At 70.7% G+C, this 25,996-nt stretch carries 27 protein-coding genes; 10 read left to right on the top strand and 17 right to left on the bottom strand.

The window, feature by feature from the left end:
- The 10 genes from WAT24_RS02125 to WAT24_RS02080 form a co-directional block, all read right to left on the bottom strand.
- The gene (locus WAT24_RS02125) at window positions 1-840 is read right to left on the bottom strand and encodes a mechanosensitive ion channel family protein (protein WP_336806158.1); all 840 of its coding nucleotides are present in this window, start codon (window positions 838-840) and stop codon (window positions 1-3) included.
- A 195-nt stretch (window positions 841-1,035) separates the two neighbouring features.
- Window positions 1,036-1,818 (bottom strand): DUF2884 family protein, encoded by a 783-nt coding sequence (locus WAT24_RS02120; RefSeq protein WP_336806157.1) that lies wholly within the window; start codon window positions 1,816-1,818, stop codon window positions 1,036-1,038.
- Window positions 1,819-1,904: 86 nt separating this feature from the next.
- The gene (locus WAT24_RS02115) at window positions 1,905-2,183 is read right to left on the bottom strand and encodes a hypothetical protein (RefSeq protein WP_336806156.1); all 279 of its coding nucleotides are present in this window, start codon (window positions 2,181-2,183) and stop codon (window positions 1,905-1,907) included.
- Between the two features lie 40 nt (window positions 2,184-2,223).
- Entirely contained in the window at window positions 2,224-2,796 is a 573-nt protein-coding gene (locus WAT24_RS02110; protein ID WP_336806155.1) for a DUF924 family protein, read from the bottom strand.
- Window positions 2,797-2,823: 27 nt separating this feature from the next.
- Window positions 2,824-3,264: a PA2169 family four-helix-bundle protein gene (locus WAT24_RS02105; protein WP_336806154.1), complete on the bottom strand. Its 441-nt coding sequence runs from the start codon at window positions 3,262-3,264 to the stop codon at window positions 2,824-2,826.
- A 203-nt stretch (window positions 3,265-3,467) separates the two neighbouring features.
- Window positions 3,468-4,220: a DUF2884 family protein gene (locus tag WAT24_RS02100; protein ID WP_336806153.1), complete on the bottom strand. Its 753-nt coding sequence runs from the start codon at window positions 4,218-4,220 to the stop codon at window positions 3,468-3,470.
- Window positions 4,221-4,293: 73 nt separating this feature from the next.
- Window positions 4,294-5,127 (bottom strand): energy transducer TonB, encoded by an 834-nt coding sequence (locus WAT24_RS02095; protein ID WP_336806152.1) that lies wholly within the window; start codon window positions 5,125-5,127, stop codon window positions 4,294-4,296.
- Window positions 5,128-5,174: 47 nt separating this feature from the next.
- Window positions 5,175-5,636, bottom strand: a complete 462-nt coding sequence (locus tag WAT24_RS02090; RefSeq protein ID WP_336806151.1) for a hypothetical protein — start codon at window positions 5,634-5,636, stop codon at window positions 5,175-5,177.
- Window positions 5,636-6,166: a peroxiredoxin gene (locus tag WAT24_RS02085; protein WP_336806150.1), complete on the bottom strand. Its 531-nt coding sequence runs from the start codon at window positions 6,164-6,166 to the stop codon at window positions 5,636-5,638. Before WAT24_RS02085 ends, WAT24_RS02090 begins: the two co-directional genes overlap by 1 nt.
- A 91-nt stretch (window positions 6,167-6,257) precedes the next feature.
- Window positions 6,258-6,713: a hypothetical protein gene (locus tag WAT24_RS02080; RefSeq protein WP_336806149.1), complete on the bottom strand. Its 456-nt coding sequence runs from the start codon at window positions 6,711-6,713 to the stop codon at window positions 6,258-6,260.
- 151 nt (window positions 6,714-6,864) lie between these two features.
- Between WAT24_RS02080 and WAT24_RS02075 the strand changes: the two genes are divergently transcribed.
- The 3 genes from WAT24_RS02075 to WAT24_RS02065 all read left to right on the top strand — a co-directional run bounded on the left by WAT24_RS02075 (window position 6,865) and on the right by WAT24_RS02065 (window position 9,114).
- A complete protein-coding gene (locus WAT24_RS02075; protein WP_336806148.1) occupies window positions 6,865-7,749 on the top strand; it encodes a YihY/virulence factor BrkB family protein in 885 nt (294 codons plus the stop codon).
- Window positions 7,750-7,780: 31 nt separating this feature from the next.
- Entirely contained in the window at window positions 7,781-8,197 is a 417-nt protein-coding gene (locus WAT24_RS02070; protein ID WP_336806147.1) for a universal stress protein, read from the top strand.
- A 95-nt stretch (window positions 8,198-8,292) separates the two neighbouring features.
- Complete coding sequence (locus WAT24_RS02065; protein WP_336806146.1) at window positions 8,293-9,114, top strand: ferritin-like domain-containing protein; 822 nt, start codon at window positions 8,293-8,295, stop codon at window positions 9,112-9,114.
- A 30-nt stretch (window positions 9,115-9,144) separates the two neighbouring features.
- On the opposite strand, the gene WAT24_RS02060 is transcribed toward WAT24_RS02065, so the two are convergent.
- The 3 genes from WAT24_RS02060 to WAT24_RS02050 all read right to left on the bottom strand — a co-directional run bounded on the left by WAT24_RS02060 (window position 9,145) and on the right by WAT24_RS02050 (window position 11,349).
- On the bottom strand, window positions 9,145-9,579 hold the full coding sequence (locus WAT24_RS02060) for a DUF6491 family protein (protein ID WP_336806145.1): 435 nt from the start codon (window positions 9,577-9,579) through the stop codon (window positions 9,145-9,147).
- Window positions 9,580-9,646: 67 nt separating this feature from the next.
- The gene (locus WAT24_RS02055) at window positions 9,647-10,372 is read right to left on the bottom strand and encodes a hypothetical protein (RefSeq protein WP_336806144.1); all 726 of its coding nucleotides are present in this window, start codon (window positions 10,370-10,372) and stop codon (window positions 9,647-9,649) included.
- A 98-nt stretch (window positions 10,373-10,470) separates the two neighbouring features.
- Window positions 10,471-11,349, bottom strand: a complete 879-nt coding sequence (locus tag WAT24_RS02050; RefSeq protein ID WP_336806143.1) for a LytTR family DNA-binding domain-containing protein — start codon at window positions 11,347-11,349, stop codon at window positions 10,471-10,473.
- A gap of 138 nt (window positions 11,350-11,487) precedes the next feature.
- Between WAT24_RS02050 and WAT24_RS02045 the strand changes: the two genes are divergently transcribed.
- Entirely contained in the window at window positions 11,488-13,299 is a 1,812-nt protein-coding gene (locus WAT24_RS02045; RefSeq protein WP_336806142.1) for an FAD-binding oxidoreductase, read from the top strand.
- A 3-nt stretch (window positions 13,300-13,302) separates the two neighbouring features.
- Here the strand turns inward: WAT24_RS02045 and WAT24_RS02040 are convergent, their stop codons facing one another.
- Window positions 13,303-13,605 (bottom strand): DUF3247 family protein, encoded by a 303-nt coding sequence (locus tag WAT24_RS02040; protein WP_336806141.1) that lies wholly within the window; start codon window positions 13,603-13,605, stop codon window positions 13,303-13,305.
- A gap of 121 nt (window positions 13,606-13,726) precedes the next feature.
- On the opposite strand from WAT24_RS02040, the gene WAT24_RS02035 reads away from it, so the two are divergent.
- The 4 genes from WAT24_RS02035 (at window position 13,727) to WAT24_RS02020 (ending at window position 18,978) form a co-directional block, all read left to right on the top strand.
- On the top strand, window positions 13,727-14,995 hold the full coding sequence (locus WAT24_RS02035; protein ID WP_336806140.1) for an MFS transporter: 1,269 nt from the start codon (window positions 13,727-13,729) through the stop codon (window positions 14,993-14,995).
- Window positions 14,996-15,081: 86 nt separating this feature from the next.
- Entirely contained in the window at window positions 15,082-16,701 is a 1,620-nt protein-coding gene (locus tag WAT24_RS02030) for an alpha/beta hydrolase-fold protein (protein WP_336806139.1), read from the top strand.
- A gap of 10 nt (window positions 16,702-16,711) precedes the next feature.
- Window positions 16,712-18,538, top strand: a complete 1,827-nt coding sequence (locus tag WAT24_RS02025) for a family 43 glycosylhydrolase (protein WP_336806138.1) — start codon at window positions 16,712-16,714, stop codon at window positions 18,536-18,538.
- Window positions 18,539-18,654: 116 nt separating this feature from the next.
- Entirely contained in the window at window positions 18,655-18,978 is a 324-nt protein-coding gene (locus tag WAT24_RS02020) for a hypothetical protein (RefSeq protein ID WP_336806137.1), read from the top strand.
- 79 nt (window positions 18,979-19,057) lie between these two features.
- On the opposite strand, the gene WAT24_RS02015 is transcribed toward WAT24_RS02020, so the two are convergent.
- Window positions 19,058-19,258, bottom strand: coding sequence for a hypothetical protein (locus WAT24_RS02015; RefSeq protein WP_336806136.1), 201 nt, complete (start codon window positions 19,256-19,258; stop codon window positions 19,058-19,060).
- Window positions 19,259-19,471: 213 nt separating this feature from the next.
- Here WAT24_RS02015 and WAT24_RS02010 point away from each other — a divergent pair, with 213 nt between their 5' ends.
- On the top strand, window positions 19,472-21,067 hold the full coding sequence (locus WAT24_RS02010; protein WP_336806135.1) for an MFS transporter: 1,596 nt from the start codon (window positions 19,472-19,474) through the stop codon (window positions 21,065-21,067).
- A gap of 71 nt (window positions 21,068-21,138) precedes the next feature.
- Here the strand turns inward: WAT24_RS02010 and aceE are convergent, their stop codons facing one another.
- Window positions 21,139-23,856 (bottom strand): pyruvate dehydrogenase (acetyl-transferring), homodimeric type, encoded by a 2,718-nt coding sequence (gene aceE / locus WAT24_RS02005; RefSeq protein ID WP_336806134.1) that lies wholly within the window; start codon window positions 23,854-23,856, stop codon window positions 21,139-21,141.
- A gap of 134 nt (window positions 23,857-23,990) precedes the next feature.
- Between aceE and WAT24_RS02000 the strand changes: the two genes are divergently transcribed.
- Entirely contained in the window at window positions 23,991-24,938 is a 948-nt protein-coding gene (locus tag WAT24_RS02000; protein ID WP_336806133.1) for a glycosyltransferase, read from the top strand.
- Window positions 24,939-24,944: 6 nt separating this feature from the next.
- On the opposite strand, the gene WAT24_RS01995 is transcribed toward WAT24_RS02000, so the two are convergent.
- Window positions 24,945-25,925, bottom strand: a complete 981-nt coding sequence (locus WAT24_RS01995) for a glycosyltransferase (protein WP_336806132.1) — start codon at window positions 25,923-25,925, stop codon at window positions 24,945-24,947.
- Window positions 25,926-25,996: the final 71 nt, after the last annotated feature.

Here is a 25,996-nt window from a genome sequence, read left to right as displayed (position 1 = left end):
TCAGCCGGCCGGCTTGCCGGTCGGCAGCGAGCCTTGCACCACCGTCAGCTCCCGCTGCGGGAACGGAATGCTGATGCCGGCCTGGGCGAAGCTCTCCTTGATCCGTCGCAGCAGGTCGGTCTGCGCGACCCACCAGTCGCCGCTGCGGGCCCAGCCTCGGATGATCAGGTCCACCGAGCTCTCGCTCAGGGCGCCGGTCACCACGCTGGGCGGCGGGTCCTTGAGGATCAGCGGATCGGCCGCGAACAGTTTCTCCACTTCGCGGATGGCCTGGCCGATGTCGTCCTTGTAGCCGATCCCCACCTTCAGCTCGAACCGGCGCGTGCCGCGGCGGTTGGCGTTGATGATCGCGTCGGCGCCGATCTTGGCGTTGGGCACGATCGCTTCGCGGTTGTCGGGCAGGACCAGCAGCGTGTACATCAGGTTGACCGACTCGACCGTACCGTCCAGACCGCCGGCATGCACGAAGTCGCCGGCGCGGAACGGCCGGAACACGATCAGCAGCACACCCCAGGCCAGGTTGCTGAGCGAGCCCTGCAGGGCCAGGCCGATGGCCAGCCCGCTGGCGCCGAGCGCGGCGACCAGCGGCGCGGACGGCACGCCGGCGGTGATCAGCGCACTGACCACCAGCACCGCCACCAGCACGCCGTAGATCAGGTTGCGCAGGAATCCCACCAGCGTGGCGTCCACGCTGGCCCGCTGCATGGCCCGCTGCACGATGTTGGCCAGGCGCGCGGCAAGCCAGGTGCCGACCAGCAGGATCAGCAGTGCGACCAGCACGTTGATGGCCAGCCGGGTGGCGCTTTCGGAGAAATGGATCCGGGCAAGCAGGTCGGGCATCGGTGGCTCCGCAGTCGAACCGGCGGCCAAGCCTAGCAGGCCATGCGCCGGCAAGCCTCCGATGCGCACGCAGGTCAAAAAAACGCCGCGCCGGCCTGGGGAAACCGGCGCGGCGCATGGCCGCCTGTCAGGTCGATGTGGAAGAGCGGCCGGCCCGCGCGCCGTGGGGGCGCCGCGCGGGTGAGCGGGCGTGCGTCAGTGCGCAGCCTCGTTGTCGTCGTGGTCGACCAGCGCCAGGCGCGAGCCGTCCTGCAGCCGGAACTGGAACTGCTGCTGCAGCTGGTCGAGGCGCGCCATGCGCGGGCACAGCGCATCGGCACGCTCGCCGAGCTTGTCGGCACGGGCGTCGACCTCCTTGTCGATGGTGCGCTCCAGGGCGTCGGCGCGCGCCTCCAGTGCGGCCACCTTGCTCTGGTCGCCGCTCAGCGCCGCCTTCACGGCGTTCGCGGTGACCGTGCTGACCAGGGTCGCCACGGCGTCACCGACCTGGTGCTCCATCAGGTCCTCCACGCCGTGCTGGCGCCAGACGCCACGACCCAGGCCGTTGTCGACGCTGGCCAGCGCCTGCCGGTGCTGGTCGTTGAGCTGGGCGGTCAGGCGCGCACGCTCGTCGGCCGTGTCGGCGAAGGTGGCCACCACCGTGGTCAGCGCGTCGAAGCCGATGTCCACGCCTTCGCGTGCGATCGAGGCGACTTCCGGCAGCAGGCCGCGCACCTGGCTCTCGTACTCGCGCAGGCGCGAGGCGTCGGCTGGCGAGACCGTCACCGGCCGGCCATCCACACGCAGGGCGCCGTCGTGCATGAAGACGCTCGCGGGGGTGCCGCCGCTGCGCTCGAACAGGATGCCGTCCGGCTTCACCGCGACGTCATACTCGGTGCCGAAGCTGCAGGACTCGTGGAAATGCGCGCCGTGCGCATGCGCCGGCAGACCCAGCGCCAGACCGGCGACGAAGGCGAATGCGATGGTCGTATGGCGCATCGGCGTGCTCCCTGGAAGCGATACGCCGCAAGCTTCCGCCAGTACCCCGCCGGCGGCATGGGCCAGGCGTCATGCCGTGCCATCGGTCATGGGCGCTGCACGATCTCCTCCACCTTGCCGTCGACCAGCACCACGGTGACCTCGCGGCCGTCCAGCCGGTACAGCCAGCGCTCGCTGGCCGGCTCGAGCACGCCGCGGCGGTGCGATCCGCGCCGATGCGAAACGCGCACCGGCCGGCCGAGCAGCTGCCGCACCTGGGTGGCGCTGTCGCCGCTCACCAGCAGGCGGCTGCCCACGCGCAGCGTGTCCGAGGCGCCCGCGGAGAAAGCCAGTAGCCACAGGCCACCGATCAGCAGGCTGCGCATGTGCGTTCCCTCCCTGGATGGCCGGCACGCGCCGGCCGCGCTAGAAGCCGCCGCCCTGTGCCAGGTAGTCGCGTTCGTCGGGCGTGCTGGGACGGTCCAGCACCGCATTGCGGTGCGGGAAGCGGCCGAAACGCGCGATCACCTCGCAGTGGCGGCGGGCGTAGTCGAGATAGCCCTCATATTGCGCGCGGTCCGCGGGCGGTGCCTGTAGGGCAAGCGCGCGGAACAGCGTCACCGAACGCCACTGCAACGCGAGGTCCTCGGCGTGCTCCAGCGGCAGGTAGGCGAACAGCCGCTCCAGCGGCGCCAGCGCCTCGTCGTCGCGCCGCTCGAGTCCGGCCAGCGCCACTGCCTGTGCCTTCGGGTCCTGTGCGAACGCACGCGCGTCGCCCCGGTAGATGTTGCGGCTGAACTGGTCCAGCACGATCAGCAGCGCCAGCCGGCCGCGCGGCGTGGCCGCCCAGTCGTCGAGCTCGCCGCGGGCGGCCGCCTCCAGTGTGCCGCCGAAACGCTCGCGCACGGTGCGATCGAACGCCTCGTCGGGACGGAACCAGCGCACCGCGTTCTCGTCTGCGAACCAGAAATCCAGCACCTCGCGGGCGCTTGCCGTCATACCGTCGTCCCCCCTCGCGCGGGGAGCTTAGCAGCGCCGGGCACGGGCGAGGCTGTGCATGTCCAGGTGGATGCCCTGCAGGCGTGGCAGCTGCCGGCGCAGCACCAGCGCGGCCTCCGGCGAGGCGTGTTGCAGACCCTCCTCGAACGCATGCACCAGCGCCGCCTCGCTGTGTGCCAGCCGGGCGATCCAGGCGAGGTCGCGGTGCGGCGTCGTCGGCAGCAGCCATTCGATCAACTGCCGCCGGGCCGCGCCGCCGAAGCGCCCGCGCCGCGCCGGGGTACCGCCCAGCTGGCGCACCTGGGCCTGCAGATCGGCGATCACCTGGTCGAGCGCGCCGGCGTTCTCGCCCAGCACGACGCGCAGGCCCGGCTCGCTGGCCTGGGCGGAAGCGTCGCGGTAGAGCGCGCGCAGGTCGATGCCGCGGCGGATCAGCGCGTTGAACAGGGTCTGCGGGCGTGGCGCCACGAGGCCGGGCTCCTTAGCCAGTCGGATGGGTCGCCCATGGTCGGCCGCACCGACTTAGCCGCGGATTAACCCCCTTGCGCGCCGCTGCCCCGCGGCACCGGCCGTCAGGCGCCATTCGGATTGGTCTGCGCGCATTCACGCGCCGCGTGCCACCCCGCGCGCGGCGACCGTCCCCGGCGCGGGACGAGCCCGCCCCGCAGCCCTCACGGGCCGACCTGCAACAGCTCCAGCGGTCGGCCGTCGGCCCCCGGTACGTCCTGCTGCAATTCGGCCAGGCGCCGGATCGCCGGGCACAACGCCTGCACCTGCGGACGCAGGGCCTGCATGCGCGCCTGCAGCCGGGGCTGCAGGCGTGTCGCCAGGTCCGTCGCCTGGTCGCGCAGCCGGGCCGCCTCGGCCAGATCGCCGTTCATCGCCGCGGCCAGCGCCTGCTGGCCCAGATCCGCGGCGATCAGCGGCACCAGGTCGCCGGCGATCCGGTCGGCGTACTGCTGCGCCAGATCGCCCTGCCAGTCGTGCGTGCTGTTGCTCTGCGCGACGCGTCGCTTGAGCTCGGCCGCGTGCGCGGCGAGGCGCCGGTCCAGCTCGGCCAGCGTCGAGGGCGCCAGATGCATGCCCGCCGCTTCCTCGTGCAGGGCGCGCACGGCCAGGTCGACGCCGCTGTCCGCCACCGCACGCACGCGCGGCACCAGCGCGCGCAGCTCCCGCTCGAACAGCGCCAGCCGGTCCTGGTTCTCCGGGCTGAGGCGCACCGGCCTGCCGTCCGTGCGCAGGCTGCCGTCGGCGATCTGTACGTGGAACGGCGCCGGCTGCGGCCGGTCGAACAGCAGGCTGTCCGGCTTGAGCGTGAGGTCGTAGCTGCTGCTGGCGCGGCAGGTGGCCGCCAGGTCCTGCGCGTGCAGGGTCGGCCATGCGCAGGACAGGATCAGGCTGGCGAACAGGGGCCGCAGGCGCATCGGGCCACTCCATGATGCGAGGGAATCAAGCGATACCCGCCTGCGCGTCAACCGTGGCTGAACCGCGCTCGTCTCAGCTGCGGTCGAGCGGTGTAAGCAGGGAAAGGCTGGATTCGCCGTAGACGCCGTCGCCGGGCAGTGCGTCATTGCTGCCGGTCAGCATCTTGTCCTTGTCGAACCACGGCGCCGGTTCGACCGGACCCGGCACATAGCCGATCCACTGGCCGTAGTGGTCGGGGCGTGCGGTGCCCTGTTCGTGCAGCTCGTAGGCGATGGGCACGCGCACGACGCGGTAGAGTCCGGTGTCGTCGGAGGCCGCCGGGGCGAAGGTCCAATGCCGGGCCGCCGCCAGCCCGGATTCGGCGAACAGCTGGCGCCAGCGCTGCAGCACCCTCTCGCTCGCAATCGCGCGCAAGTTCACCTGCTGTGCGACCGCATCGTGCACCTTGCCTGCGCGGTCGATCCGCAGCGCAAGGAAGACCGTGCCTTCGACCCGCGCATGGATCGCCGGTTCCGGGTAACGGGGGCGATCGCTCATGTCCTTGACCATCGAGCCGTCCGGCTCCCCGAAGTACGCGCTGCGGATGGCGACCTGGAACCTGTCGTCGCCGATGGGCGTGGCCACCAGACGCAGGCTCATCTTGGCCTTGGCCGCCACCGGCTTGCCGTGCATCAGTACAGGCTTGAAGGTCCAGCGCGGCACGTCCTGGCCGATCAACCGGGTCACCAGCGGCGATAGCCGATCGGGCCGGTCCAGCGCGTAGCCGAGCACCGTACCCTTCGGGGTTATCCCGATGGTTCCGGTGACCACCATGCTCGCTTCCACCCGGTCGCGCACGGAGGGCCCGGATGCGATCGCGGTTCCAGCCAGCAGTACTCCCAGCACCCCCAACAGCAGACGCTTCATCCGTGTTCTCCGCGTTCTGGAACTGCCGGCAGTCTAGCGCCAGCCGATCAAGGGCGCGCGAGGAACTGCGCGCGCACCGTCGGCCGGCCGAGCTGCCAGGCCAGCCACAGCAACAGCGGCAGCAGCAGCGCCTTCAGCACCAGCCCCAGCAGGTAGCTGCGGCGGGCCTGTTCGATCACCAGCAGCACCAGTTCCGGCTGCGGCTGGCCCATCGCGCGGGCACGGGCGGCGGCGAACTGGCCCCATTGCGCCAGCATCAGGCCGCTGCTGGCCAGTACCCACAGCACCAGCAGCAGCGCGACCGCGCGCAGCGTCTGCCGCGCCCAGGCCTGGCGCAGGATGCCGCCGGCGCAGGCCACGATCACCACCAAGCTGCCGACCAGGTAGGGCCAGTCGCCGTGACGCAGGTACTGCACGCCGCCGAAGGCGGCGAGCAGCAGCACGATCCAGGCGGCCACGCGCCAGGCGGCGAAGCGCGGCGGCGAAGCCGCCTTGGCGGATACAGCCATCAGGACGACGCCTTCAGCCGGTCGAGGTCGGCCAGCACCTGGGCGGAGTTCTTCTCCGGGTCCACGTCCTCGTAGACCTTGGCCACCTGGCCCTCGGGGTCGATCAGGAAGGTGGTGCGCTTGGCGTAGTGCATGCCGCCGCGGCTGGTCAGCACACCGTAGGCCTCGGCCACCTTGCGGTCGGCGTCGGACAGCAGCGGGAACGGCACGTGGTACTTCCGGGCGAACTCGGCGTGCGACTTGACGTCGTCCAGGCTCACGCCGACCACGTCAGCGCCGGCCTTGCGCAGCTTGAGCACGTCGTCGCGGAAGGTGCACACCTCGGTGGTGCAGCCGGGGGTGAAGTCCTTGGGATAGAAGTACAGCACCAGCCAGCGGCCGCGGTGGTCGGCCGGGGTGTGCCAATGGCCGTTCTGGTCCTGCAGGCGGAAGGCGGGGGCCGGCTGGCCGACCTGCGGCATGGCGGCGAACGCCGGCGCGACCAGGCCGACGAACAGGGCGAGCACGACGGGGAGGATGAAGCGGCGCATGGCGGGACTCCTCAGGGAAGACCCGCCGAGTGTACGCCGGCACGGATGTCCTGACATCGCGGCACAGGGGCGCGAGCCGCCCCGACCGCGGTCACTGGCGCGAGATGGTGAACTTGCCCACCGACACGCCCAGGTCGATGCCCTGGCCGGTACCCGACAGCGCCAGCGAGATGGTGCCCTTGGTCAGCACCTGCGCCTGGGCGCTCTTGACCACGCCGGCCTCGGCGCCGGCCTGCACGTAGTCGCCGAACACCTCGTCGATGCCGTGCACCTTGGTGATCTCGCCCTTGCCGTTCTCGACGCGGTACTTGCCGGCGGTGAGGCCGCCGCCGACCACGCGGATCTTCACCGCGGCACTTTGCCCGTTGTTGCAGGTCACCATGCCGGTGCCCTCGGCCTGCTTGTAGATGATCGACCAGCCCTGCAGGTTGTAGCTGAGCTCGCACTTGACCGTCGGCTCGGTGGCATTTGCGCGCTGCGGGAGTGCGGCCAGCGCGGTGGCGCCAGCCAGAGCCAGGCTCGCCAGTGCAACGGTGCGCATGTTCATGTCGTCTCCTTACCCCAGCCGGGGTGCTCGAGGCCGGTGGAAAGTCTGGGCGCAGCGGCGTGAAGGAACCGCAGCCTGGCGGCCGCAGGCGTTCACGGCCGCCGCGCATGTCGCGCGGCAAGCTTTCGCGGGACAGCCTGGAGGGCGACGGATGCGGTCGCTTTGGCAATTCACCAAGAAGGTCGTCAAGTGCACGGTGCGCGGCGCGGCGGAGGACGACCTCATGACGCACGCCGCCGCGGTGGCGTTCTATTCGGCCCTTTCCTTCGCGCCGATGCTGGTGCTGCTGCTGTGGCTGGTCACCTCGCTGCAGCCGGACTGGCAGGACCAGCTGGTCGCCTCGATCAACCGGCTGGTCGGCACGCGCGCCTCCGACGCGGTGAAGCTGGTGATCAGCAACGCCGAGCAACGCCCGCAGCTCGGCCACTGGGCGGGTATCGCCGGCCTGCTGGTGACGCTGATCGGTGCCTCGACCGTGTTCGCCCAGCTGCAGCTGGCGATCAACCGGGTGTGGAACCTGCGCGCGGCACCGCGCAACGCGGTCTTCAGCTGGCTGCTCACCCGCGTGCACGCCCTGGGCCTGCTGCTCACGCTGGCCTTCCTGCTGATCGTCTCGCTGGTGGCCAGTACGGCGATCGCCGTGTTCGTACGCAACGACACGGTGGTCTGGGACCTGCTCGAGGCGGCAGTGGCGCTGGTGCTGTTCGGGCTGGTGTTCGCCTCGATCTACAAGGTGCTGCCCGACGCGCGCATCGATTGGCCCGACGCCGTGCTCGGCGGCGTCTTCACCGCGGTGCTGTTCGCGATCGGCAAGTTCGGCATCAGCTTCTACCTCAGCCACAGCGACGTCGGCGGCGCCTACGGTCCGGCCGGCAGCGTGGTGGTGCTGCTGGTGTGGGTGTACTACTCGGTGGTGATCCTGTTGCTGGGCGCGGAGCTGACCCAGAACGTGGCCGCGGTGCGTGGCGTGCCGATCCGGCCCGACGCGCATGCCGAGCTGGAATCGCCCTGCGAGCGTCGAGGGCCGGCGGCATAATCGGGACGCGATCGCCAACGGAGATGCGGCCATGTTCAACTACCTGCTGGTCGGCTACGACGGCTCGCCCTCCTCGCAGCGCGCCTTCCAGCTCGCCGTCGGACTGGCGCGCGCCTGCCATGGCCGGGTTCGCGTGGTCTCGGTGCTGCAGGTGACCGAGGGCGGCGCCGACGCCTGCGCGCTGATGATGGCCGACTCCGGCGCCCAGCGCGCACAGGAGCTCCTCGACGAACTGACGGCGATGGAACCCGATGCCAGGGAGCTGGTGGACGTGGAGGTCGTGCACGGCAGCCCGGGCGACGTGCTGCTCGGCCAGGTGGAACAGCACGGCGTCGATCACATCGTGATCGGCCACACCGAACGCGGCGCGTTGGCGCGCTGGCTGCTCGGCTCGGTCTCGGGCGACGTGCTCGCGCGGGCGAACGTGCCGGTCACCGTGGTGCGCTAGGGCGGCGTTAATCCGGATGCGCCCCCAGGCCGTATGCTGTGCGTCATCGTTCCGTCACACGCGCGAATCATGCCGCGCCTTCACAGGATGCCCGCGTGAGCTACGCCCCATCGCTGCCCTGGACGCTGGAAAGCCTCGACCTCTCGCGGATCGACCGCGCCCGTATCCGCCACAACGAGGAACTGTTCTTCCTGCTGTGCAGCTCCTCCTTCGTCGAGAGCGGCTCGGACCTGTACACGCACAACCTGGTCGCGCATTTCGAGGGTGACCAGGAACTGCAGCTGTGGCTCAGCCAGCACTGGGAGCACGAAGAACTGCAGCACGGCCGCGCGCTGGCCGCCTACGTGCGCGCGGTGTGGCCCGAGTTCGACTGGGACAAGGGCTTCGCCGCGTTCTGGGCCGAGTACGGCGCGGTGTGCACCGCCGAACAGCTGGAGACCAGCCGCGGGCTGGAGCTGGCCGCGCGCTGCGTGGTCGAGACCGGCACCGCGAGCCTGTACCGCGCGCTGCACGAGATCACCGACGAGCCGGTGCTCAAGCAGCTCACCGGCCACATCAAGAGCGACGAGGTCCGCCACTTCAAGTACTTCTACCAGCACTTCCGGCGCTACCGGGAAAGCGAGGGGCTGGGCCGCTACCGCGTGTTCCGCGCGGTGCTGCGGCGGGTCAACGAGATCCGCAGCGAGGACAGCGACATCGCCCTGCGCCACGTGTTCGAGCAATGCTACCCGCAGCACAAGGGCGACCGCGAGGCATTCCGTCGCGTGGCCGGCAAGGCGCAGGACCTGCTGCGCCGGCACATCCCGGCGGAAATGACGGTCAAGATGCTGCTCAAGCCGCTGGATTTCCCGCCGCGGCTGCAGGGCGCGCTGGAAAAGCCGCTGGCCAGGCTGGCCGAGAGGCTGTTCCTCAACTGACCCCGGCCCCTGCCCGCCCGCGGCCAGCGGTCAGGAGCGGCGGGGCTGCACCTGGATCGTGCGCTGTTCCTGCTGCACGGCCTTCAGCTTGGCCACGTCGACGGGACGGATGCGGGTGATGGTGCAGGGAAAGTCGTTGCGCCCGGTGAGCACCTTGTCGAAACGGATCGACACCTGGTTGAGGTTGGAGGTGAGCCCGATGGCCGTGGCGAACGGCAGCTCGTTGCAGCCGGGCACGTCCAGCAGCCAGGCCTCTTTGGGCTTGGTGTAGACCACCACCTCGTCCGTGCCCAGCGGCTCCCACGACCACAGCGGGGCGAAGAAGCGGAAGCTGGTGACCGGCGCACCGGCGGCCGCCGCGTAGGCGGCCTCCCGCTGCGCCTGGCGCGGGGCGTAGGGAACGCTGGAACAGCCGGCCAGGACCGCGGCGACGGTACCGGCGAGCAACACGCGCTGGAGCCACATGGTCGCGCCTCCTCCATCAGATGACGAACACGCCCTTCCAACGCGCGAGCAGCGCGCCGGTGCACCGTCACTTCTTCTTTTTCGGCAGCGCCTGCCACTTGGACGGATCGAAGCCGCCGACCTCGTAGACCAGCGTCTCCTTCTTCTCGCCGTCCACCCGGGTCACCTCCATGGTGATCTTCCTGGCCTTTTCGAGCCGGGCGATGAAGTCCTTGTCGTCGCGGATCATCAGCGCCGGCTCGCCGGTGGACGGCGCGAAGGCCTTGATGCCGTGCGGCTTGCCGTCGAAGGTGGCGGGGATGGTGCAGTTGCCGCGGCACACGAAGCCGTGCCCGCTGCCGAACAGGAACGCGTTCTGGCCCCATTCGGTATGCCGGCGCAGCACCAGCCGCACGCGGTCGTTGCCGGCAGGCTCGCTGGAATAGATGGTGGCGGTCGACTGCGTGCCGCCCTGCATGGGCGAGACCTGGTACAGCCACAGCCCGGCCAGGCGGCGCTTCTCGCCCTCCTCCTTCCAGCGCTTCTCGATGGCCGGCAGCGTCTGCTGTACCTCCTTCGCCGCCGCGCTCCCCGGATAGTGGTCCAGGATGTCGTGGCCCATCGTCACCGCCATCTCGTCGTTGTGGATGCGCAGCAGCTGGCGATAGGTATCAAGCTTGCGCGCGGCAGCGTCGTCCTGGGCGGAGGCCGCCGGCGCCGGGGTGCCGCCCTGGTCCTGGTCCTGCGAGGAGCACGCGGCCAGGCCCAGCACGCCACACAGCACGGCCACGGAGGGGTGGAACGGCAGCTTCATCGACGCTCTCCTGACGAGGGAAAGCCCAAGGGTGGAACGGGCGGGCGAGCGGTGCAAGCACCCGGCGCCTGCGATCGCCGCCGGAACCCGGCGGCACCTCAGGCGAGCGCCGCGGGCGCCTCGCCGAAGCGCTCGCGCAGCTGCGCGCGGTAGCGCCGGCTGCAGGGGACTAGGGCGCCGTCGCGCAATTTCAGGCGCGCGTCGCCGCTCTCCAGCGGCTCGATTTCCGCCAGGTAGTCGAGGTTCACCAGGTAGCTGCGGTGCACCCGCACGAAGCGCGCGGGGTCCAGCCGCTCCTCGATCGCCGCCATGGTGGTGCGCAGCGGGTAGTCGCGCCCGCGCACGTGCAGGTTGACGTAGTTGCCGGCCGCCTGCAGCCATTCGATCTCGCGCGCGTTGACCAGGAACTCCTTGCCCAGCTTGCGCACCAGGAAGCGCTCGGGGCGCTCGACCGGCTCCACCGGCGGGCCCTCGTCGGGCGCCGCCAGCAGGCGCGCCTCGCCCTGCCAGCGCACCAGCCACAGCCGTGACAGGCAGACCAGCGCGATGACGATGAAATAGGTGCGGATGTCCTTCAGGTACTCGTAGCCGAAGCCCGGCTCCCAGCGACCGAAATCGTAGTGGCGCCCGGCCAGGCGGTAGACCAGCACGCGCAGCGCCACCATGCCGGCCACGTGCACCAGGCTGAACGGCACCGTCGCGAGCAGGTGCCAGGGCAGGCTGCGCCGCCAGGTGTCGAAGCGGAACGGCCAGCGCCGCTCCACGGCGAGGATCGCCGGCACCAGCGCCAGGATCGTCAGCGAGCTGGTCCACTCCCAGACCCAAGGCTCCCAGGCCGCGGTCCGCGCATTGTCGATCTGCGCCACCATGCTGTTGAACACGGTGTTGAGCAGCGCAAGGAGCACCCAAAAGGCGATCTCGGCCGGCTTGCGCCAGCGCTGGAAATCGCGGTACTCGAAGCCAGGGGCCGGATTCATTCCGCGGATTCTACGTGCGCCTGGGAGGGTTCGTCCCACCTGCCCACGGCTCGTCCCAGCCGGCCCACGGCCGGTCACATCGCTGGCCTGGAGGCACCCCGCACCGCGTAGCGTGGGCCGGTCCACCGGAGGATCGCCATGCAACGACGCGAACTGCTGAAAGCCGCCCTCGCCCTACCCCTGCTGCCGCTGGCAGTACGCACTGCGCAAGCCCTGCCCGCCGGCCTGGCCGGGGGCCTGCGCGCACGGATACGACCGGGCCAGCCGGGCTGGCCGGCGCCGGCCGAGTGGGATTCATTGCGGCGTGCGGTGGGTGGGCGGTTGCTGCAACCGGTCTCGCCGTTCGCCGGCTGCGGGGCAGGCAGTGCGGCGTGCGCGCAGGCGCTCAAGGAACTGTCCAACCCCTTCGCGGTGGGCGACAACCCTGCGCTCACGCAGACCAGCGGCTGGGCCGATGCCTGGGCCTCGCAGCCGAGCGCCTACGCGGTCGCTGCCGAGTCCGCCGCCGACGTGGCGGCCGCGGTGGATTTCGCGCGGCGGCACCGGCTGCGGCTGGTGGTCAAGGGCGGCGGGCACAGCTACCAGGGCACCTCCGACGCGCCCGATTCGCTGCTGGTGTGGACCCGCCGCATGAACCGGGTGACCCTGCACGAGCAGTTCGTCCCGCAGGGCTGCGCCGGGCGTGCGGCGCCGATGCCGGCGGTCAGCGTGCAGGCCGGCGCGATGTGGATCGATGCCTACGACGCGGTCACCACCCGCGGCGGTCGCTACGTGCAGGGCGGCGGCTGCACCACGGTGGGCGTGGCGGGGCTGGTGCAGAGCGGCGGCTTCGGCAACTTCTCGAAGAATTTCGGCACGGCGGCGTCCAACCTGCTGGAGGCCGAGGTGGTGACCGCCGACGGCGTGGTCCGCACCGTCAACGCCTGCAAGGATCCGGAGCTGTTCTGGGGCCTCAAGGGCGGGGGTGGCGGCAGCCTGGGCGTGGTCACCCGGCTGACCCTGCGCACCTTCGAGCTGCCGCCGTTCTTCGGCGCCGCCTTCGGCAAGATCAAGGCGGACTCGCCGCAGGCCTACCGCGCGCTGGTCGCCAAGGCCATGGCCTTCTACACGGACAGGCTGTTCAACCGGCACTGGGGCGAGCAGATGTCGTTCCGCGACGGCGACACGCTGGGCATCTCGATGGTATTCCAGGGCCTGACCCGGCAGGAGGCGGAGCAGGCATGGGCACCCTTCGTCGCCTGGGTGAAGGCGCGTGACGACTGCCGCTTCGTCGAGCCGCTGCAGATTCTTGCGGTGCCGGCGCAGCATTTCTGGGACGCAGCGTACTTCCGCAAGCACGCGCCTGGCGTGATGGTGGCGGACGACCGGCCGGGCGCGCCCCCGCACCACGCACTGTGGGAAGGCGACCAGGAGCAGGTCGGCTGGTTCATCCACGCCTATCAGTCGGCCTGGCTACCGGCCTCGCTGCTGCGCCCCGGACAACAGGAGCGATTGGTGGACGCGCTGGTGGCGGCCTCGCAGCACTGGGGATTCGCGCTGCACTTCAACAAGGGCCTGGGCGGCGGCGCCACCGATGCCATCGAACGAACCCGCGACACGGCCACGAACCCGCAAGTGCTGGATGCCTTCGCCCTGGTCATCAGCGGCAGCGGTGGCGCCCCGGCGTACCCGGGCATGCCCGGGCCCGGCCCGGATCTGGCCAAGGCCAGGCAGCACGCCGCGAAGGTCGACAAGGCGATGGATGCGCTGCGCGCGCTGGCGCCCGACGCCGGGTCCTACGTTTCGGAGAGCGACTACTTCCTGCGCGACTGGCAGCAGCGCTTCTGGGGCGTGAACTACCCCCGGCTGCTGCGTGCGAAACGGCACTACGACCCGGAGGGCCTGTTCTTCGTGCACCACGGGGTCGGCAGCGAAGGCTGGAGCGAGGACGGCTTCCGCCGCGCCGTCTGAGCCTCAGGCGCGCAGCGACGCGTCCGAATCCAGGTGTTCGATGCGCGCGATCTGGTCGAACCAGACGTAGCGCTTCCATTCCGACGTGCCCAGCTGCTCCAGGTGCACCACGCCGTGGGTGCCCTCGTTGCCGTCGCCGTCGAAGAACTCCTGCACGGTCGGCCGGGCGGCGACGACACCTTCGCAGGTGCTGCCGTCGACCAGGTGCAACCGCACGCGCGCGCCGTTCTGCAGGTGCTCGACCAGCGTGTTGAAGCGCGCGATGGTCGGCGGGTCGGTGTAGACGTGTTCGGCCTGGCGGCCCATGGCGGGTCTCCTGCTGCGGCGATGCGCCGAGGCTAGGGCGGCGAGGGGCAAGTCGAGGTGAAGCCGGGCGCCCGCATGGATCCCACGCGATAATCGCCATCTCCCCCTGCGGAATTCCCCCATGCCCGCCGCGCGCCCGACCGACTCGCTGCTGCAGCACCGCGCCTTCGTGCAGTTCTGGTTCGCCCGCATCGCCTCGGGTTTCGGCTTCCAGATGCTCTCGGTGGCGGTGGCCTGGCAGATCTACGCCATTACCGGCCGCGCGCTGGACCTGGGCCTGATCGGCCTGGTGCAGTTCTTCCCCTCGGTACTGCTGGCGCTGCCGGCCGGGCATGTCGCCGACCAGTTCGAACGCCGGCGCGTGGTGCTGATCGGGCAGATCGTGGAATGGTGCGCGATCGCGGCGCTGGCGGTGCTGAGCTTCACCCACCGCATCCACGAGCTGGGCATCCTGGCGCTGGTGTTCGTGATCAGCACGGCCAAGGCGTTCGAGTCGCCCTCGATGTCCTCGCTGCTGCCCGCGCTGGTGCCGCCGCCGATCCTGCCGCGGGCGGTGGCGGTGAGCGGCTCGGCCTTCCAGATGGCGATGGTGCTCGGACCGGCGGTGGGCGGCCTGCTGTACGTGGCCGGCCCGGGCGTGGTGTACGCCGTGGCCGCCGCGCTGTACCTGGCCGCCGCCACGCTGATGGCCTGCCTGCGCTACGAACAGGCGCCGCCCAGGCGCGAGCCGGCCACGCTGAAGTCGCTGTTCGCCGGCGTGCACTTCATCCGCGAACGCAAGGACGTGCTCGGGGTGATCTCGCTGGACCTGTTCGCCGTGCTGTTCGGCGGCGCCACCGCCCTGTTGCCGATGTTCGCCCGCGACATCCTGCACACCGGCCCGTGGGGCCTGGGCCTGCTGCGCGCGGCGCCGGCGGTGGGCGCGCTGCTGATGTCGGTCTGGCTCGCGCGGCACGACCTCACCCGCCGCGTCGGCATGATCATGTTCGGCTCGGTGGCCGGCTTCGGTGTGGCCACGCTGGTGTTCGCGCTGTCGCCGTGGCTGTGGCTGTCGCTGGCGGCGCTGTTCGCGGCCGGCGCGTTCGACATGGTGAGCATGGTGATCCGCGGCTCGATGGTGCAGCTGGACACGCCCGACGCCATGCGCGGCCGCGTGAATGCGGTCAACGCCATCTTCATCAACACCTCCAACCAGCTCGGCGAGTTCGAGTCGGGCCTGGCCGCCGCCTGGCTCGGCGCGGTCGGTGCGACGGTGCTGGGCGGCATCGGCACGCTGGCGGTCGTCGGACTGTGGATGGTGATGTTTCCCTCCCTGCGCCGGCGCCAGCGACTGCATGTCGAACCGGAGGCGATCGAGGCGGCCGAGGCGCAGGGGCTCAAGACGATCTAGCCCGCGCGTGCGCCCTGGCGCACGTCGCGGCCGCGCAACGCGCGTAACGGTGGGCGTAACGCGGATCGCGGGCTAGCATCGGCGGCATGACCACGCCCCTGCCGCTCCTGCGCCTCGCCGGCGCCGCCCTGTTCGCCCTTGCCCTGCCTTGCGCGCATGCCGCGGAAGGTCCGCACATCCTGGTCCGCTTCAGCGCCCAGGCACGCGCGCAGCCGGTCACCGGCCGCGTCTACGTCGCGGTCAGCCGCAGCAACGACGCGCCGCCGATCGAACAGACCGACATCACTGGCGTGCCACTGTTCGGCCACGACGTGACCGCGCTGGCGCCCGGCCAGACCGTCGCCATCGAGCCCGGCGACTCCGGCGCGCCGCTGACCAGCCTGCGCCAGCTGCCCGCCGGCGACTACTGGTTGCAGCCCTTCGTCAACGTGTACACCGAATTCAGGCGCGCCGACGGGCACACCGTGTGGCTGCACATGGACCAGTGGGAAGGCCAGGACTTCAAGCACTCGCCCGGCAACCTCTACGGCAAGCCGGTGAAGGTGCACTACGACCCGGCCGCGGCCACGCCGGTGACGCTGGTGGCCGACCGGGTGATCCCGCCGATCCCGTTCCCGAAGGACACGCCGTACGTCAAGCGCTTCCGCATCAAGAGCGAGCTGCTGAGCGCCTGGTGGGGGCACCCGATCTGGCTGGGCGCCACGGTGCTGCTGCCGCGGGACTACGACAAGCATCCGCACCTGCGCTATCCGGTGATCTACGAGCAGGGCCACTTCTCCACCGCCGCGCCCGGCGGTTTCGACCGGGCGAAGTCGGGCTTCCGCGACTACTGGCTGGCCGACGGCACGCCACGCTACATCATGGTGAGCCTGCAGCACCCGTCGCCGTACTACGACGATTCGTACGCGGTGAACTCGGCCAACGAAGGGCCGTACGACGACGCCATCCACCAGGAGCTGCTGCCGGAAGTGGAGAAGCGCTTCCGCATCATCCGCGAGCCGTGGGCGCGCATCCTCGAGGGCGGCTCCACCGGCGGCTGGATCGCCATGGCGCAGATGCTGTTCCATCCCGACTTCTACGGCGGCACCTTCGCCTCCTGCCCTGACGCGCTGGACTTCCGCCACCACCAGGTGGTGAACATCTACGAGGACGCCAACGCCTACTGGCTCGACAAGGGCTGGGTGAAGGTCGAGCGCCCCGACACGCGCCAGCCCGATGGCAACATCGAGGCGATGATGAAAGACGAGAACTGGTACGAGCTGGCGGTGGGCGACCATGACCGCTCCGGCGGCCAGTGGGACATCTGGGAGGCCGCCTTCGGCCCGGTCGGCGCCGACGGCTACCCGCAGCGGCTGTGGGACAAGCGTACCGGCGTGATCGACCACGAGGTGGCGCGGTACTGGAAGGCGCACTTCGACCTGCGTCATCTGCTCGAATCGCAATGGGCCACGCTGGGCCCGAAGGTCACCGACAAGATCCACCTCTACGTCGGCGACGCCGACACCTACAACCTCAACATGGGCGTGCGCGCGATGGACGCGTTCCTGAAGCGCGCGCGCAACCCGTCCTTCCGCGGCAGCGTGACCTACCAGCCGATGGCGCCGCACTGCTGGGGCCCGCGCGGCAAGGAGCTGATCGACACCGTCACCCGCTACCTCGACAGCCACGCGCCGGCCGGCGCGGACCTGACGGGCTGGCGCTACTGAAGGAACCGCCATGCGCACGACCTGCCTCGCCCTGCTGCTCGCCGCGTCCGCCGGCGGCGCGGCGCACGCCGCGGAGTTCCATGGCCGCACGTACGCCAACCCGATCGACATCGACTACCGCTACAACTACGAACAGATGAACCAGGGCATTTCCTACCGCACCGGCGCGGATCCCGCGTTCGTGCGTTATGGCGATGCCTACTACCTGTTCCAGACCCTGGCCGACGGCTACTGGCGCTCGACCGACCTGGTGCACTGGGACTTCGTCAAGCCGGACAAGTGGCCCTTCGACGGCCCGGTGGCGCCGGCCACGCTGGTCGCCGACGGCAAGCTGTTCCTCATGCAGTCGGCGATGGAGCCGCGGCCCCTGCTGTATTCCACCGATCCGGCGCACGGCCACTGGCGGTTCTGGACGCGCCTGCTGCCGCCCGTGCCGCACGCGGTGTGGGCCGGCCACGAGAGCGAGATGAAGCCGGGCGACCTGCCGCCCGGCCCCTGGGACCCGGGCCTGTTCCGCGACGAGGACGGCAAGACCTATCTCTACTGGGACTCGTCCAACGTGTTCCCGCTGTACGGCGCGCAGATCGACCTGGCGCTGGACCACGCCGACGAGGGCGAAGGCAAGCGCATGCGCTTCGTCACCGAACCCAAGGCGCTGCTCAGGCTGCATCCGGACCAGCACGGCTGGGAGCGCTTCGGCCAGGACCACACCGACACCACCATCGACCCGTACGTCGAAGGCGCCTGGATGAACCGCCACGGCGACCGCTACTACCTGCAGTACGCGGCGCCAGGCACCGAGTTCAACGTCTACGCCACTGGCGTCTACGTGGGTGACGGCCCGCTCGGCCCGTTCACCTACGCGCCGTACAACCCGGTCGGCTACAAGCCGGGCGGCTTCGTCACCGGCGCCGGCCACGGCTCGACCTTCCAGGACGCGCACGGCAACTGGTGGAACAGCGGCACCATGTGGATCGGCCTCAACTGGAACTTCGAGCGACGCATCGACCTGTTCCCCGCCGGCTTCCACGCGGACGGGCAGATGTGGGTGGACACCCGCTTCGGCGACTTCCCCCACCGCATGCCCGACCATCCGCTGCGCGAGGGCGAGAGCACCTTTACCGGCTGGATGCTGCTGTCCTACCACAAGCACGCGCAGGCCTCCTCTGCCACGGCCGACCACCCCGCCTCCGCGGTGACCGACGAAAACCCGCGCACTTTCTGGCTGGCCGCGCGCAACGCGCCGGGCGAGACCCTCACGCTCGACCTCGGCGGGCCGCGCACCGTGCGCGCGGTGCAGGTGAACTACGCCGACTACCGGTCCGGCCGCTACGGCGACGCGCCCGACATCGTCACGCAGTTCCGCCTGGAGGGTTCGACGGACGGCAAGCACTGGCAGGCGCTGGCCGACCTGATGCACGAGACGCGCGACCGCCCCAACGCCTATGTGGAGCTGGCGCAGCCGGCGCGCATCCGCTACGTGCGCTACGTGCACGGGCACGTCGGTGCGCACACCCTGGCCATTTCCGACCTGCGCGTGTTCGGCAACGCCGACGGCGCGCCGCCGCCGGCGCCCGAGCTCACCGCGGCCCGCCGCCTGCCCGATGCGCGCGACGCGCAGATCGCCTGGGAGCCGGTACCCGGCGCGGTCGGCTACAACGTGCGCTGGGGCCTTTCCGCCGACCGCCTGCACGAGACCTACCAGCGCTTCGCCGACCAGCCCACGCGGCTGACCCTGCGCGCGCTGAACAAGGGTGTGCGCTATGTGGTGGCGGTGGAGGCGTTCGACGAGCATGGCGTCTCCAGGCTCTCGCGCACCGCGACGCTGGAGCCGTAGCGCGCACGCGGCCCGGCGTGAGGCAAGCCTGAACGCGCAGGGCGCGAGCCCAGCGGTTTCGACGCTTCGCTCACGGCGGCACGTTCAGGCTGGGGCCACGACGCAAAGGAGGCCCCATGAACAGAAACTTCGAGCGCTTCGACGGCGCCAGCGATCGTGTGCGCGATCGGGTGCGCCACTACGCCAACGAGACCGCCGACACCGCGGGCGAGCTGGTCGAGCGTGGTCGCCGGATGACGCGTCGCTTCGGAAACCGCGGCCTGGGCTACGGCAAGCAGCTCTCGCACATGGCCGAGGACCTGGCGGACGAGGCCAACTACCAGTACCGCCGCATCCGTCGCCAAGCCAGCCGGCATCCGGTGGCGGCGGTGGCCGTGGTCGCCGGTACCATCGGCGCGTTCTTCCTGCTACGGCGGCTGCTACGCAGCGACGAGGACTGAGGCCACCGGGCACGCGGCGGCTCCCGGCCGTCCGGCGGCGGCCGGGGACCCGTGCCGGTCGGCGGCGCGGTGTTGCGCCTCACATCCGGGGTTCGGGCAAGGTCGGCGAATGCGGTTCGACCGGCGGCAACTCGGGTGGCTGCGGCCCCGGGTTTGCCGGCTCGTTCGGCCGCTGGGGCGGCGGATCCTGCTGGGGATGCTCGGGCGGACCGGGCGGCGCGCCCATCGAGAGGCCATGCCCGGACGGCACCGGAGCGGCGATTGGCTCGTACTGGTTCATGGAAACCTGCGTTTTGGCTGCCGTTGCCCGCAGTATCGCCAGTCGCCCGTGCGCACGGCGCGAAGGTGGCATGGCAGGCAGGCGCCAGCCGGCCGGCCCGGACGAAGGAGACGCTCACCGGCACCCGCCGCGCACCGGATCATCGCCGGTCCAACCCGCCTGAGTACCCGCCGTCGCGAGTAAGCTTGGGCATCGCCCGTCCGCTCCCGCCGCATGTCCGCCAAAGGCATCTCCTTCCACCATCCCGTCGCGTTCTGGCTGGGTTGCGCCTGCGTGATCGCCGGCGTGCTGGCGCACCTGCCCATGCTGGCGATGGCCGCGCCCATGCATTACCACCTGGCCGGCATGCCGATGGACCGCGCCATGCGGGTCGGCATGGCGCTGGTGCCGCTGGGCGTACTGCTGGCGGGCTACGGCCTGATGCCGCGGCTGGCGCAGATGCGCCGGGCCCTGCACCCCGAGCGCAGTCCGCTGCCCTTCCACGTCGCCGACCACGTGCCGCTCAACCGCGAGCACTGGAAGCTGGTGATCGTGCTGACCCTGGCGCTGGCGGTGGACGTGATGAAGCCGGCGACCATCGGCTTCGTGATGCCCGGCATGGCCGCCGAGTACGGCATCAGCGCGGCGACCGGCGGCCTGCTCGCGCTGTCGGCGCTGATCGGCACCACCGTCGGTTCGGTGGTGTGGGGGCGTCTGGGCGACCTGTTCGGCCGGCGCGCGACCATCCTGCTGTCCGCCCTGATGTTCATGGGCACCTCGATCTGCGGCGCCATGCCTGCATTCGGCTGGAACCTGGTGATGTGCTTCATGATGGGTGCGGCCGCCGGCGGCATGCTGCCGATCACCTTCACCCTGATGGCCGAGACCATTCCCACCGCGCATCGCGGCTGGCTGCTGGTGGCGCTCGGCGGCGTGGGCACCTCGGCCGGCTACCTGCTCGCCTCCGGTGCGGCGACCCTGTTCGAGCCGTCCTTCGGCTGGCGCGCGCTTTGGCTGCTCAACCTGCCCACCGGCGCGCTGATCGTGCTGCTCAACCGCTACATTCCCGAGTCGCCGCGCTTCCTGGCGCTGGCCGGACTGGAGGATCAGGCTCGCCGGGTGCTGCAGCAGTTCTCCGGCAACCAGCCGCCGGTGCGCAATGCGCCGCCCGGGGCGACGCACGCGCACGACGCCCCGCGGATCGGCATGCGCCAGCTGCTGCGCGGCCGCCATGCCACGATCACCTGGGGCCTGCTGGTCTGCGCGGTGGCCTGGGGGCTGGCGAACTTCGGCTTCCTGCTGTGGTTGCCGGCCAACCTGGTGAAGCTCGGCGTCGATGCGCAGGCGAGCGCGGCGCTGCTGGCACGCTCGGCGGTCCTCGCCCTGCCCGGCGTCGCCGTGGTGGTGGGCTGCTACCAGCGCTGGAGCAGCATCCGCACGCTGGTCCTGTTCATCGCGCTCACCGCCGCCGCGCTGCTGCTGTTCTTCGCCGTCGGCGCGCTCGGGTGGCGCGCCAATGCGCTGACCACCGCGGCCACCGTGCTGCTGCTGCTGAGCGTCAGCGGCGTGATCGCCACGCTGATCCCGTATGCCGCCGAGATCTATCCGGTGCACCTGCGCAGTACCGGTGCGGGCCTGATCGCGGGCGGCTCCAAGCTCGGCGGCATCCTGGGCGCGCTGCTCGGCGTGCTCGGCCTGTTCGAGCACTTCATGCTGTCGGCGCTGCTGATCGCGCTGCCGATGGCGGCGGCGGCCTGGGTGCTCGCCCGGCGCGGTATCGAGACGCGCGGGCACGGGCTGGAGGCGATCCAGCAGGCGCTGGCGGATTAGCCTCCGCCCGGCGGTGCCTGGAGGAGCGAACGGCCCTCTTTGCGAGGGAAAGAGGGCCGGGAAGCGCAGGATCAGACCGTCAGCGGGTTGGGCTTTTCCGGATCGAGCTTGTATTCCTTGATCGCGCGCGCCACGTCCTTGGCGTTGACCAGGCCGTCCTTCGCCAGCGCGGCCAGCGCGGCGTGGGCGATCCAGTAGCGGTCGACCTCGAAGAAATCACGCAGGTGCTCGCGCGTGTCCGAGCGGCCGTAGCCGTCGGTGCCCAGCACCGTGTAGCGCATGCCGTCGGGCATGAACGCTCGGATCTGGTCGGCGTACTCGCGCACGTAGTCGGTGGCGGCGATGGCGGGGCCGGGGCGGCCCTTGAGCAGCTGGGCCACGTACGGCACGCGCGGCTCGGCCTCCGGATGCAGGCGGTTCCAGCGTTCGGCGTCGAAGCCGTCGCGGCGCAGTTCGGCGAAGCTCGGGCAGGACCAGATGTCGGAGGCGACGCCGAAATCCTTCTCCAGCAGCTCCGCGGCGGCGATGACCTCGCGCAGGATGGTGCCCGAGCCCAGCAGCTGCACGCACGGCACCTTGGCCTTCGACTTGCCCTTGCCGTTGCCCTGGCCCACGCCGGAGTCGCGGAACAGGTACATCCCCTTGATGATCCCTTCCTCGCACCCCTTCGGCAGGTCCGGGTGCGGGTAGTTCTCGTTCATCACGGTGATGTAGTAGTACACGTCCTCCTGTTCCTGCAGCATGCGGCGCGTGCCGTCCTGCAGGATCACCGCGATCTCGTAGGAGAAGGTCGGGTCGTACGACTTCACGTTGGGAATGGCGCCGGCCATCAGGTGCGAGTGGCCGTCCTCGTGCTGCAGGCCCTCGCCGTTGAGCGTGGTGCGGCCGGAGGTGCCGCCGATCAGGAAGCCCCGCGCGCGCATGTCGCCGGCGGCCCAGCACAGGTCGCCGATGCGCTGGAAACCGAACATCGAGTAGTAGATGAAGAACGGCAGCATCGGCTGGTTGCTGATGCTGTAGCTGGTCGCCGCGGCCATCCACGCGGCCATGCCGCCGGCCTCGCTGATGCCTTCCTGCAGCACCTGGCCCTTCTGGTCCTCGCGGTAGTACAGCAGCTGGTCGGCGTCCTGCGGGCGGTACTTCTGCCCGAACGGCGCGTAGATGCCGATCTGCCGGAACATGCCCTCCATGCCGAAGGTGCGCGCCTCGTCGGCGACGATCGGCACCACGCGCGGGCCGATCGCCTTGTCGCGCAGCAACAGGTTCATGCCGCGCACCAGCGCCATGGTGGTGCTGATCTCGCGCTCGCCGGTGCCCTTGGTGATCTGCTCGAAGGCGGACAGCTCCGGCGCCTTCAGCTGCACCTCGGTGCGACGGCGGCGCTGCGGCAGGAAGCCGCCGAGCGCACGGCGGCGCTCGAGCATGTACTCGACTTCCGGCGAATCCTTGCCGGGGTGGTAGTAGGGCACTTCGGCCAGCTTGCTGTCCGGCACCGGGATGTTGAAGCGGTCGCGGAAGGCGCGCACGGCCTCGTCGTCCAGCTTCTTCTGCTGGTGGGTGGGGTTCTGCGACTCGCCGGCCGCGCCCATGCCGTAGCCCTTGACCGTCTTGGCCAGGATCACCGTCGGCATGCCCTTGGTGTGCACCGCCGCGTGGTAGGCGGCGTAGACCTTGTGCGGGTCGTGGCCGCCGCGGTTGAGACGCCAGATGTCGTCGTCGGACAGGTTGGCGACCATCTCGCGCGTCTGCGGGTACTTGCCGAAGAAATGCTCGCGCGTGTAGGCACCGCCGAAGGCCTTGCAGGCCTGGTATTCGCCGTCCAGCGTTTCCATCATCAGCTTGCGCAGCACGCCGTCCTTGTCGCGCGCCAGCAGCGGATCCCAGTAGCTGCCCCAGATCACCTTGATCGCGTTCCAGCCGGCGCCGCGGAAGACGCCCTCGAGCTCCTGGATGATCTTGCCGTTGCCGCGCACCGGGCCGTCCAGCCGCTGCAGGTTGCAGTTGATCACGAAGATCAGGTTGTCCAGCCCCTCGCGGCCGGCGAGCGAAATGGCGCCGAGCGACTCGGGCTCGTCGCATTCGCCGTCGCCCATGAAGCACCAGATCTTGCGGTCGGTCTTGGGAACCAGGCCGCGGTGCTCGAGGTACTTCCAGAACTGCGCCTGGTAGATCGCCTGGATCGGACCCAGGCCCATCGACACGGTCGGCACCTGCCAGTAGTCGGGCATCAGCCAGGGATGCGGGTAGGAGGACAGGCCGCGGCCCTTGCCCACCACCTCCATGCGGAACAGGTCCAGCTGCGCCTCGTCGATGCGCCCTTCCAGGAACGAGCGGGCGTACACGCCCGGGCTGGAGTGTCCCTGGTGGAACACCAGGTCGCCCGGATGCTCGGCGCTGGGCGCGCGCCAGAAGTGGTTGAAGCCGACGTCGTACAGCGTGGCCGAGGAGGCGAAGCTCGCGATGTGGCCGCCGAGCTCGCCCGGCTTGCGGTTGGCGCGCACCACCATCGCCATCGCGTTCCAGCGGATCAGCGAGCGGATGCGCCACTCCATCGCCGCGTCGCCCGGGCTCTTGGCCTCCTGGCTGGGCGCGATGGTATTGACGTACTCGGTGGTCGGGTCGAACGGCAGGTAGCCGCCGGAGCGCCGGGTCGAATCGACCATGCGCTCGAGCAGGAAGTGCGCGCGTTCGGTGCCGTCGTGCTGGATGACCGCGTTGAGCGATTCGACCCACTCGCGGGTTTCGGTGGGGTCGATATCCTGGTTCAGGATGTCATCGAGCTGATCCATGAAGCTTCTCCGCGGCGCGCCTGGGCGCCATGCTGGTCGACGTGTGGGGAGCCCCCGATTCTAGCCGTGCACCGCGGCACCCGCCACACGGCACGCTGCCGTACCATGGCGTCCGGTTCCCCGGCGCCGACCGCATGCCCACGAACGACCCACCGCTGATCTCCGTGGCGCTCAGCGTCTACAACGGCCGCCCGTTCCTGCCCGAACAGCTCGATTCGGTGCTCGCCCAGCGCGGCGTATCGCTGGAAATCGTGGCGGTGGACGACGGCTCCGCCGACGGCAGCCTCGCGGTGCTGGAGGACTACGCGCGCCGCGACCCGCGCGTGCGGTTCCACCCCAATCCGCACAACCTGGGGCCCACCCGCAGCTTCGAGCGCGCCATGGCCTTGTGCCGCGGCGAGTTCCTCGCCCCCTGCGACCAGGACGACGTGTGGCTGCCGGACAAGCTGGCGGTGTTGCACGCGGCGATCGGCGGCCACGACCTGGCCTATTGCGACTCCGAGTACATCGACGGTGACGGCCGCTGTGCCGGGCGCCGCATCTCCGACGACCTGCAGATGCTCGAGGGCGACCAGCCGCTGCGCTTCGTGATGCACAACTCGGTATCGGGCCACGCCATGCTGCTGCGACGCAGCCTGTTCGAGCAGGTGCGCCCGCTGCCGACCGCGCTGTACTACGACTGGACGTTGGCGATGTTCGCCGCCGCGCGCGCAGGCGTGGTGTACGTGGACCGGCCGCTGGTGCGCTTCCGTCGCCACGGCCAGGCGTTCTCGTCGCTCGGCAAGGCCGCCGGACAGGCGACGCGGCGCAGCGACCGCTACCGCCGCTGGATCGGTGACCGCCAGGCGCTGCTCGGCGTCCTGGCCGCCAGCCGGTTCGACACCGACGGGCGCGCGCGCCGCCTGGCCGAGGCACTGACGGCGGCCGTCGACGGTGAGGGTTGCGGTGGGCTGCTGCGCGGGATCTGGCACGAGCGCGCCGCGCTGGCCCAGCACGAGGCGGCATGGCGCGTCGCCCTGCGCCTGCAGTTGCGGCTGCTGCGCAAGCTGCACCGGGCGCGCCTGGAGGCGCGGACCGCCTGAGCCGGGTCAGGGATGGCCGAGGTAGCCGCGCGGGCGCCCCGTGCGTCCGAACCAGCGCCGCGGCAGCAACAGCTTGAGCCCGCGCTCGGCGCTCTTGCGGTGCAGGCCGGGGTGGCGCAGGCCACGCCAGATCAGGCGCAGCCACTGGTGGCGGGGGCGATCGAGCAGCGCCTCGCGCATGTCCGCCTCCAGCCGGTACATCGCCGCCAGTTCGAGCGCCAGCCGTCGCCGTTCGGCCGGCAGCTCGGGCCGCGCCGCCACGCAGCGCTCCTGGTCGGCGGCGATGTGGCGGTACATCGCCAGCACGCGCCGGTTGCGGCGCTCGTAGGTCGGATAGTCGTTCGCGCTGCGGTCGAACATCCACTGGTTGAGGTTCTGCCCGTGCTGGCGGTAGCCCAGCAGCGCCTCGGGCAGGCAGCGGCATTCGCCGATCAGCGCCGCGCGCAGGCTGAGCATGTTGTCCTCGACCGGCCCGGCCAGCGGCGGCAGGCCGGTGAGCAGCTCGCGGCGCACCGCCATCGACGCACCCAGCACCGTCTGCATGCGCCCGCGGCGCAGGAACGCGCGCTGGTCCATCCGCGCGGGCAGGCCGCGTACCCGGCGCGCGAGCAGCCGTCCGTGCTCGTCGATGTCGTCCACCGCCGAGCCGACCACCTGCGCCTGCGGATGGTCCACGAAGGCCTGCAGCAAGCGCGCGACGCGGTGCGGATAGGCGATGTCGTCGCCCGACTGGAACACCAGCACCTCGCCCTGTGCCAGTTCCGCCAGTTCGTTGAGGTGAGCGCACAGCCCCAGGTTGTGCGCCGTGCTGCGCACGGTGATGCAGTGCGGCCCCCGGTAGTCGGCGGCGATGGCGGCGGCGATCGCCAGCGTGTCGTCGCCGGAGCTGTCGTCCGAGACGATGATCTCGCACGGCACATCCTGCGCGAGCACGGAGCGCATGGCCTCGGCAATGGTGTGCTGCATGCGGTACGCAATGAGCAGCACGGTGCAGGTCGGAAGCCGGCGCGTCCCTGTGCGGGCTTCCTGTGGCTCAGCCATGGTCACCCCCCTTTTGC

It is taken from the genome of Fulvimonas yonginensis, assembly GCF_037137055.1.
Taxonomy (GTDB): domain Bacteria; phylum Pseudomonadota; class Gammaproteobacteria; order Xanthomonadales; family Rhodanobacteraceae; genus Frateuria_A; species Frateuria_A yonginensis.
The sequence above is the reverse complement of the archived record's forward strand: the minus strand, read 5'-3'. Positions and strand labels throughout refer to the sequence as shown.

Coding starts and splice junctions, on each gene's coding strand:
- WAT24_RS02095 (WP_336806152.1), bottom strand. CDS start 5,127: ATGAAGCGTCTGCTGTTGGGGGTGCTGGGAGTACTGCTGGCTGGAACC.
- WAT24_RS02115 (WP_336806156.1), bottom strand. CDS start 2,183: ATGCGCAGCCTGCTGATCGGTGGCCTGTGGCTACTGGCTTTCTCCGCG.
- WAT24_RS02060 (WP_336806145.1), bottom strand. CDS start 9,579: ATGTGGCTCCAGCGCGTGTTGCTCGCCGGTACCGTCGCCGCGGTCCTG.
- WAT24_RS02035 (WP_336806140.1), top strand. CDS start 13,727: ATGCCCGCCGCGCGCCCGACCGACTCGCTGCTGCAGCACCGCGCCTTC.
- WAT24_RS02055 (WP_336806144.1), bottom strand. CDS start 10,372: ATGAAGCTGCCGTTCCACCCCTCCGTGGCCGTGCTGTGTGGCGTGCTG.
- aceE (WP_336806134.1), bottom strand. CDS start 23,856: ATGGATCAGCTCGATGACATCCTGAACCAGGATATCGACCCCACCGAA.
- WAT24_RS02010 (WP_336806135.1), top strand. CDS start 19,472: ATGTCCGCCAAAGGCATCTCCTTCCACCATCCCGTCGCGTTCTGGCTG.
- WAT24_RS02110 (WP_336806155.1), bottom strand. CDS start 2,796: ATGACGGCAAGCGCCCGCGAGGTGCTGGATTTCTGGTTCGCAGACGAG.
- WAT24_RS02015 (WP_336806136.1), bottom strand. CDS start 19,258: ATGAACCAGTACGAGCCAATCGCCGCTCCGGTGCCGTCCGGGCATGGC.
- WAT24_RS02080 (WP_336806149.1), bottom strand. CDS start 6,713: ATGAACATGCGCACCGTTGCACTGGCGAGCCTGGCTCTGGCTGGCGCC.
- WAT24_RS02025 (WP_336806138.1), top strand. CDS start 16,712: ATGCGCACGACCTGCCTCGCCCTGCTGCTCGCCGCGTCCGCCGGCGGC.
- WAT24_RS02000 (WP_336806133.1), top strand. CDS start 23,991: ATGCCCACGAACGACCCACCGCTGATCTCCGTGGCGCTCAGCGTCTAC.
- WAT24_RS02100 (WP_336806153.1), bottom strand. CDS start 4,220: ATGCGCCTGCGGCCCCTGTTCGCCAGCCTGATCCTGTCCTGCGCATGG.
- WAT24_RS02125 (WP_336806158.1), bottom strand. CDS start 840: ATGCCCGACCTGCTTGCCCGGATCCATTTCTCCGAAAGCGCCACCCGG.
- WAT24_RS02070 (WP_336806147.1), top strand. CDS start 7,781: ATGTTCAACTACCTGCTGGTCGGCTACGACGGCTCGCCCTCCTCGCAG.
- WAT24_RS02075 (WP_336806148.1), top strand. CDS start 6,865: ATGCGGTCGCTTTGGCAATTCACCAAGAAGGTCGTCAAGTGCACGGTG.
- WAT24_RS02040 (WP_336806141.1), bottom strand. CDS start 13,605: ATGGGCCGCCAGGCCGAACACGTCTACACCGACCCGCCGACCATCGCG.
- WAT24_RS02050 (WP_336806143.1), bottom strand. CDS start 11,349: ATGAATCCGGCCCCTGGCTTCGAGTACCGCGATTTCCAGCGCTGGCGC.
- WAT24_RS02030 (WP_336806139.1), top strand. CDS start 15,082: ATGACCACGCCCCTGCCGCTCCTGCGCCTCGCCGGCGCCGCCCTGTTC.
- WAT24_RS02090 (WP_336806151.1), bottom strand. CDS start 5,636: ATGGCTGTATCCGCCAAGGCGGCTTCGCCGCCGCGCTTCGCCGCCTGG.
- WAT24_RS02120 (WP_336806157.1), bottom strand. CDS start 1,818: ATGCGCCATACGACCATCGCATTCGCCTTCGTCGCCGGTCTGGCGCTG.
- WAT24_RS02020 (WP_336806137.1), top strand. CDS start 18,655: ATGAACAGAAACTTCGAGCGCTTCGACGGCGCCAGCGATCGTGTGCGC.
- WAT24_RS02085 (WP_336806150.1), bottom strand. CDS start 6,166: ATGCGCCGCTTCATCCTCCCCGTCGTGCTCGCCCTGTTCGTCGGCCTG.
- WAT24_RS02045 (WP_336806142.1), top strand. CDS start 11,488: ATGCAACGACGCGAACTGCTGAAAGCCGCCCTCGCCCTACCCCTGCTG.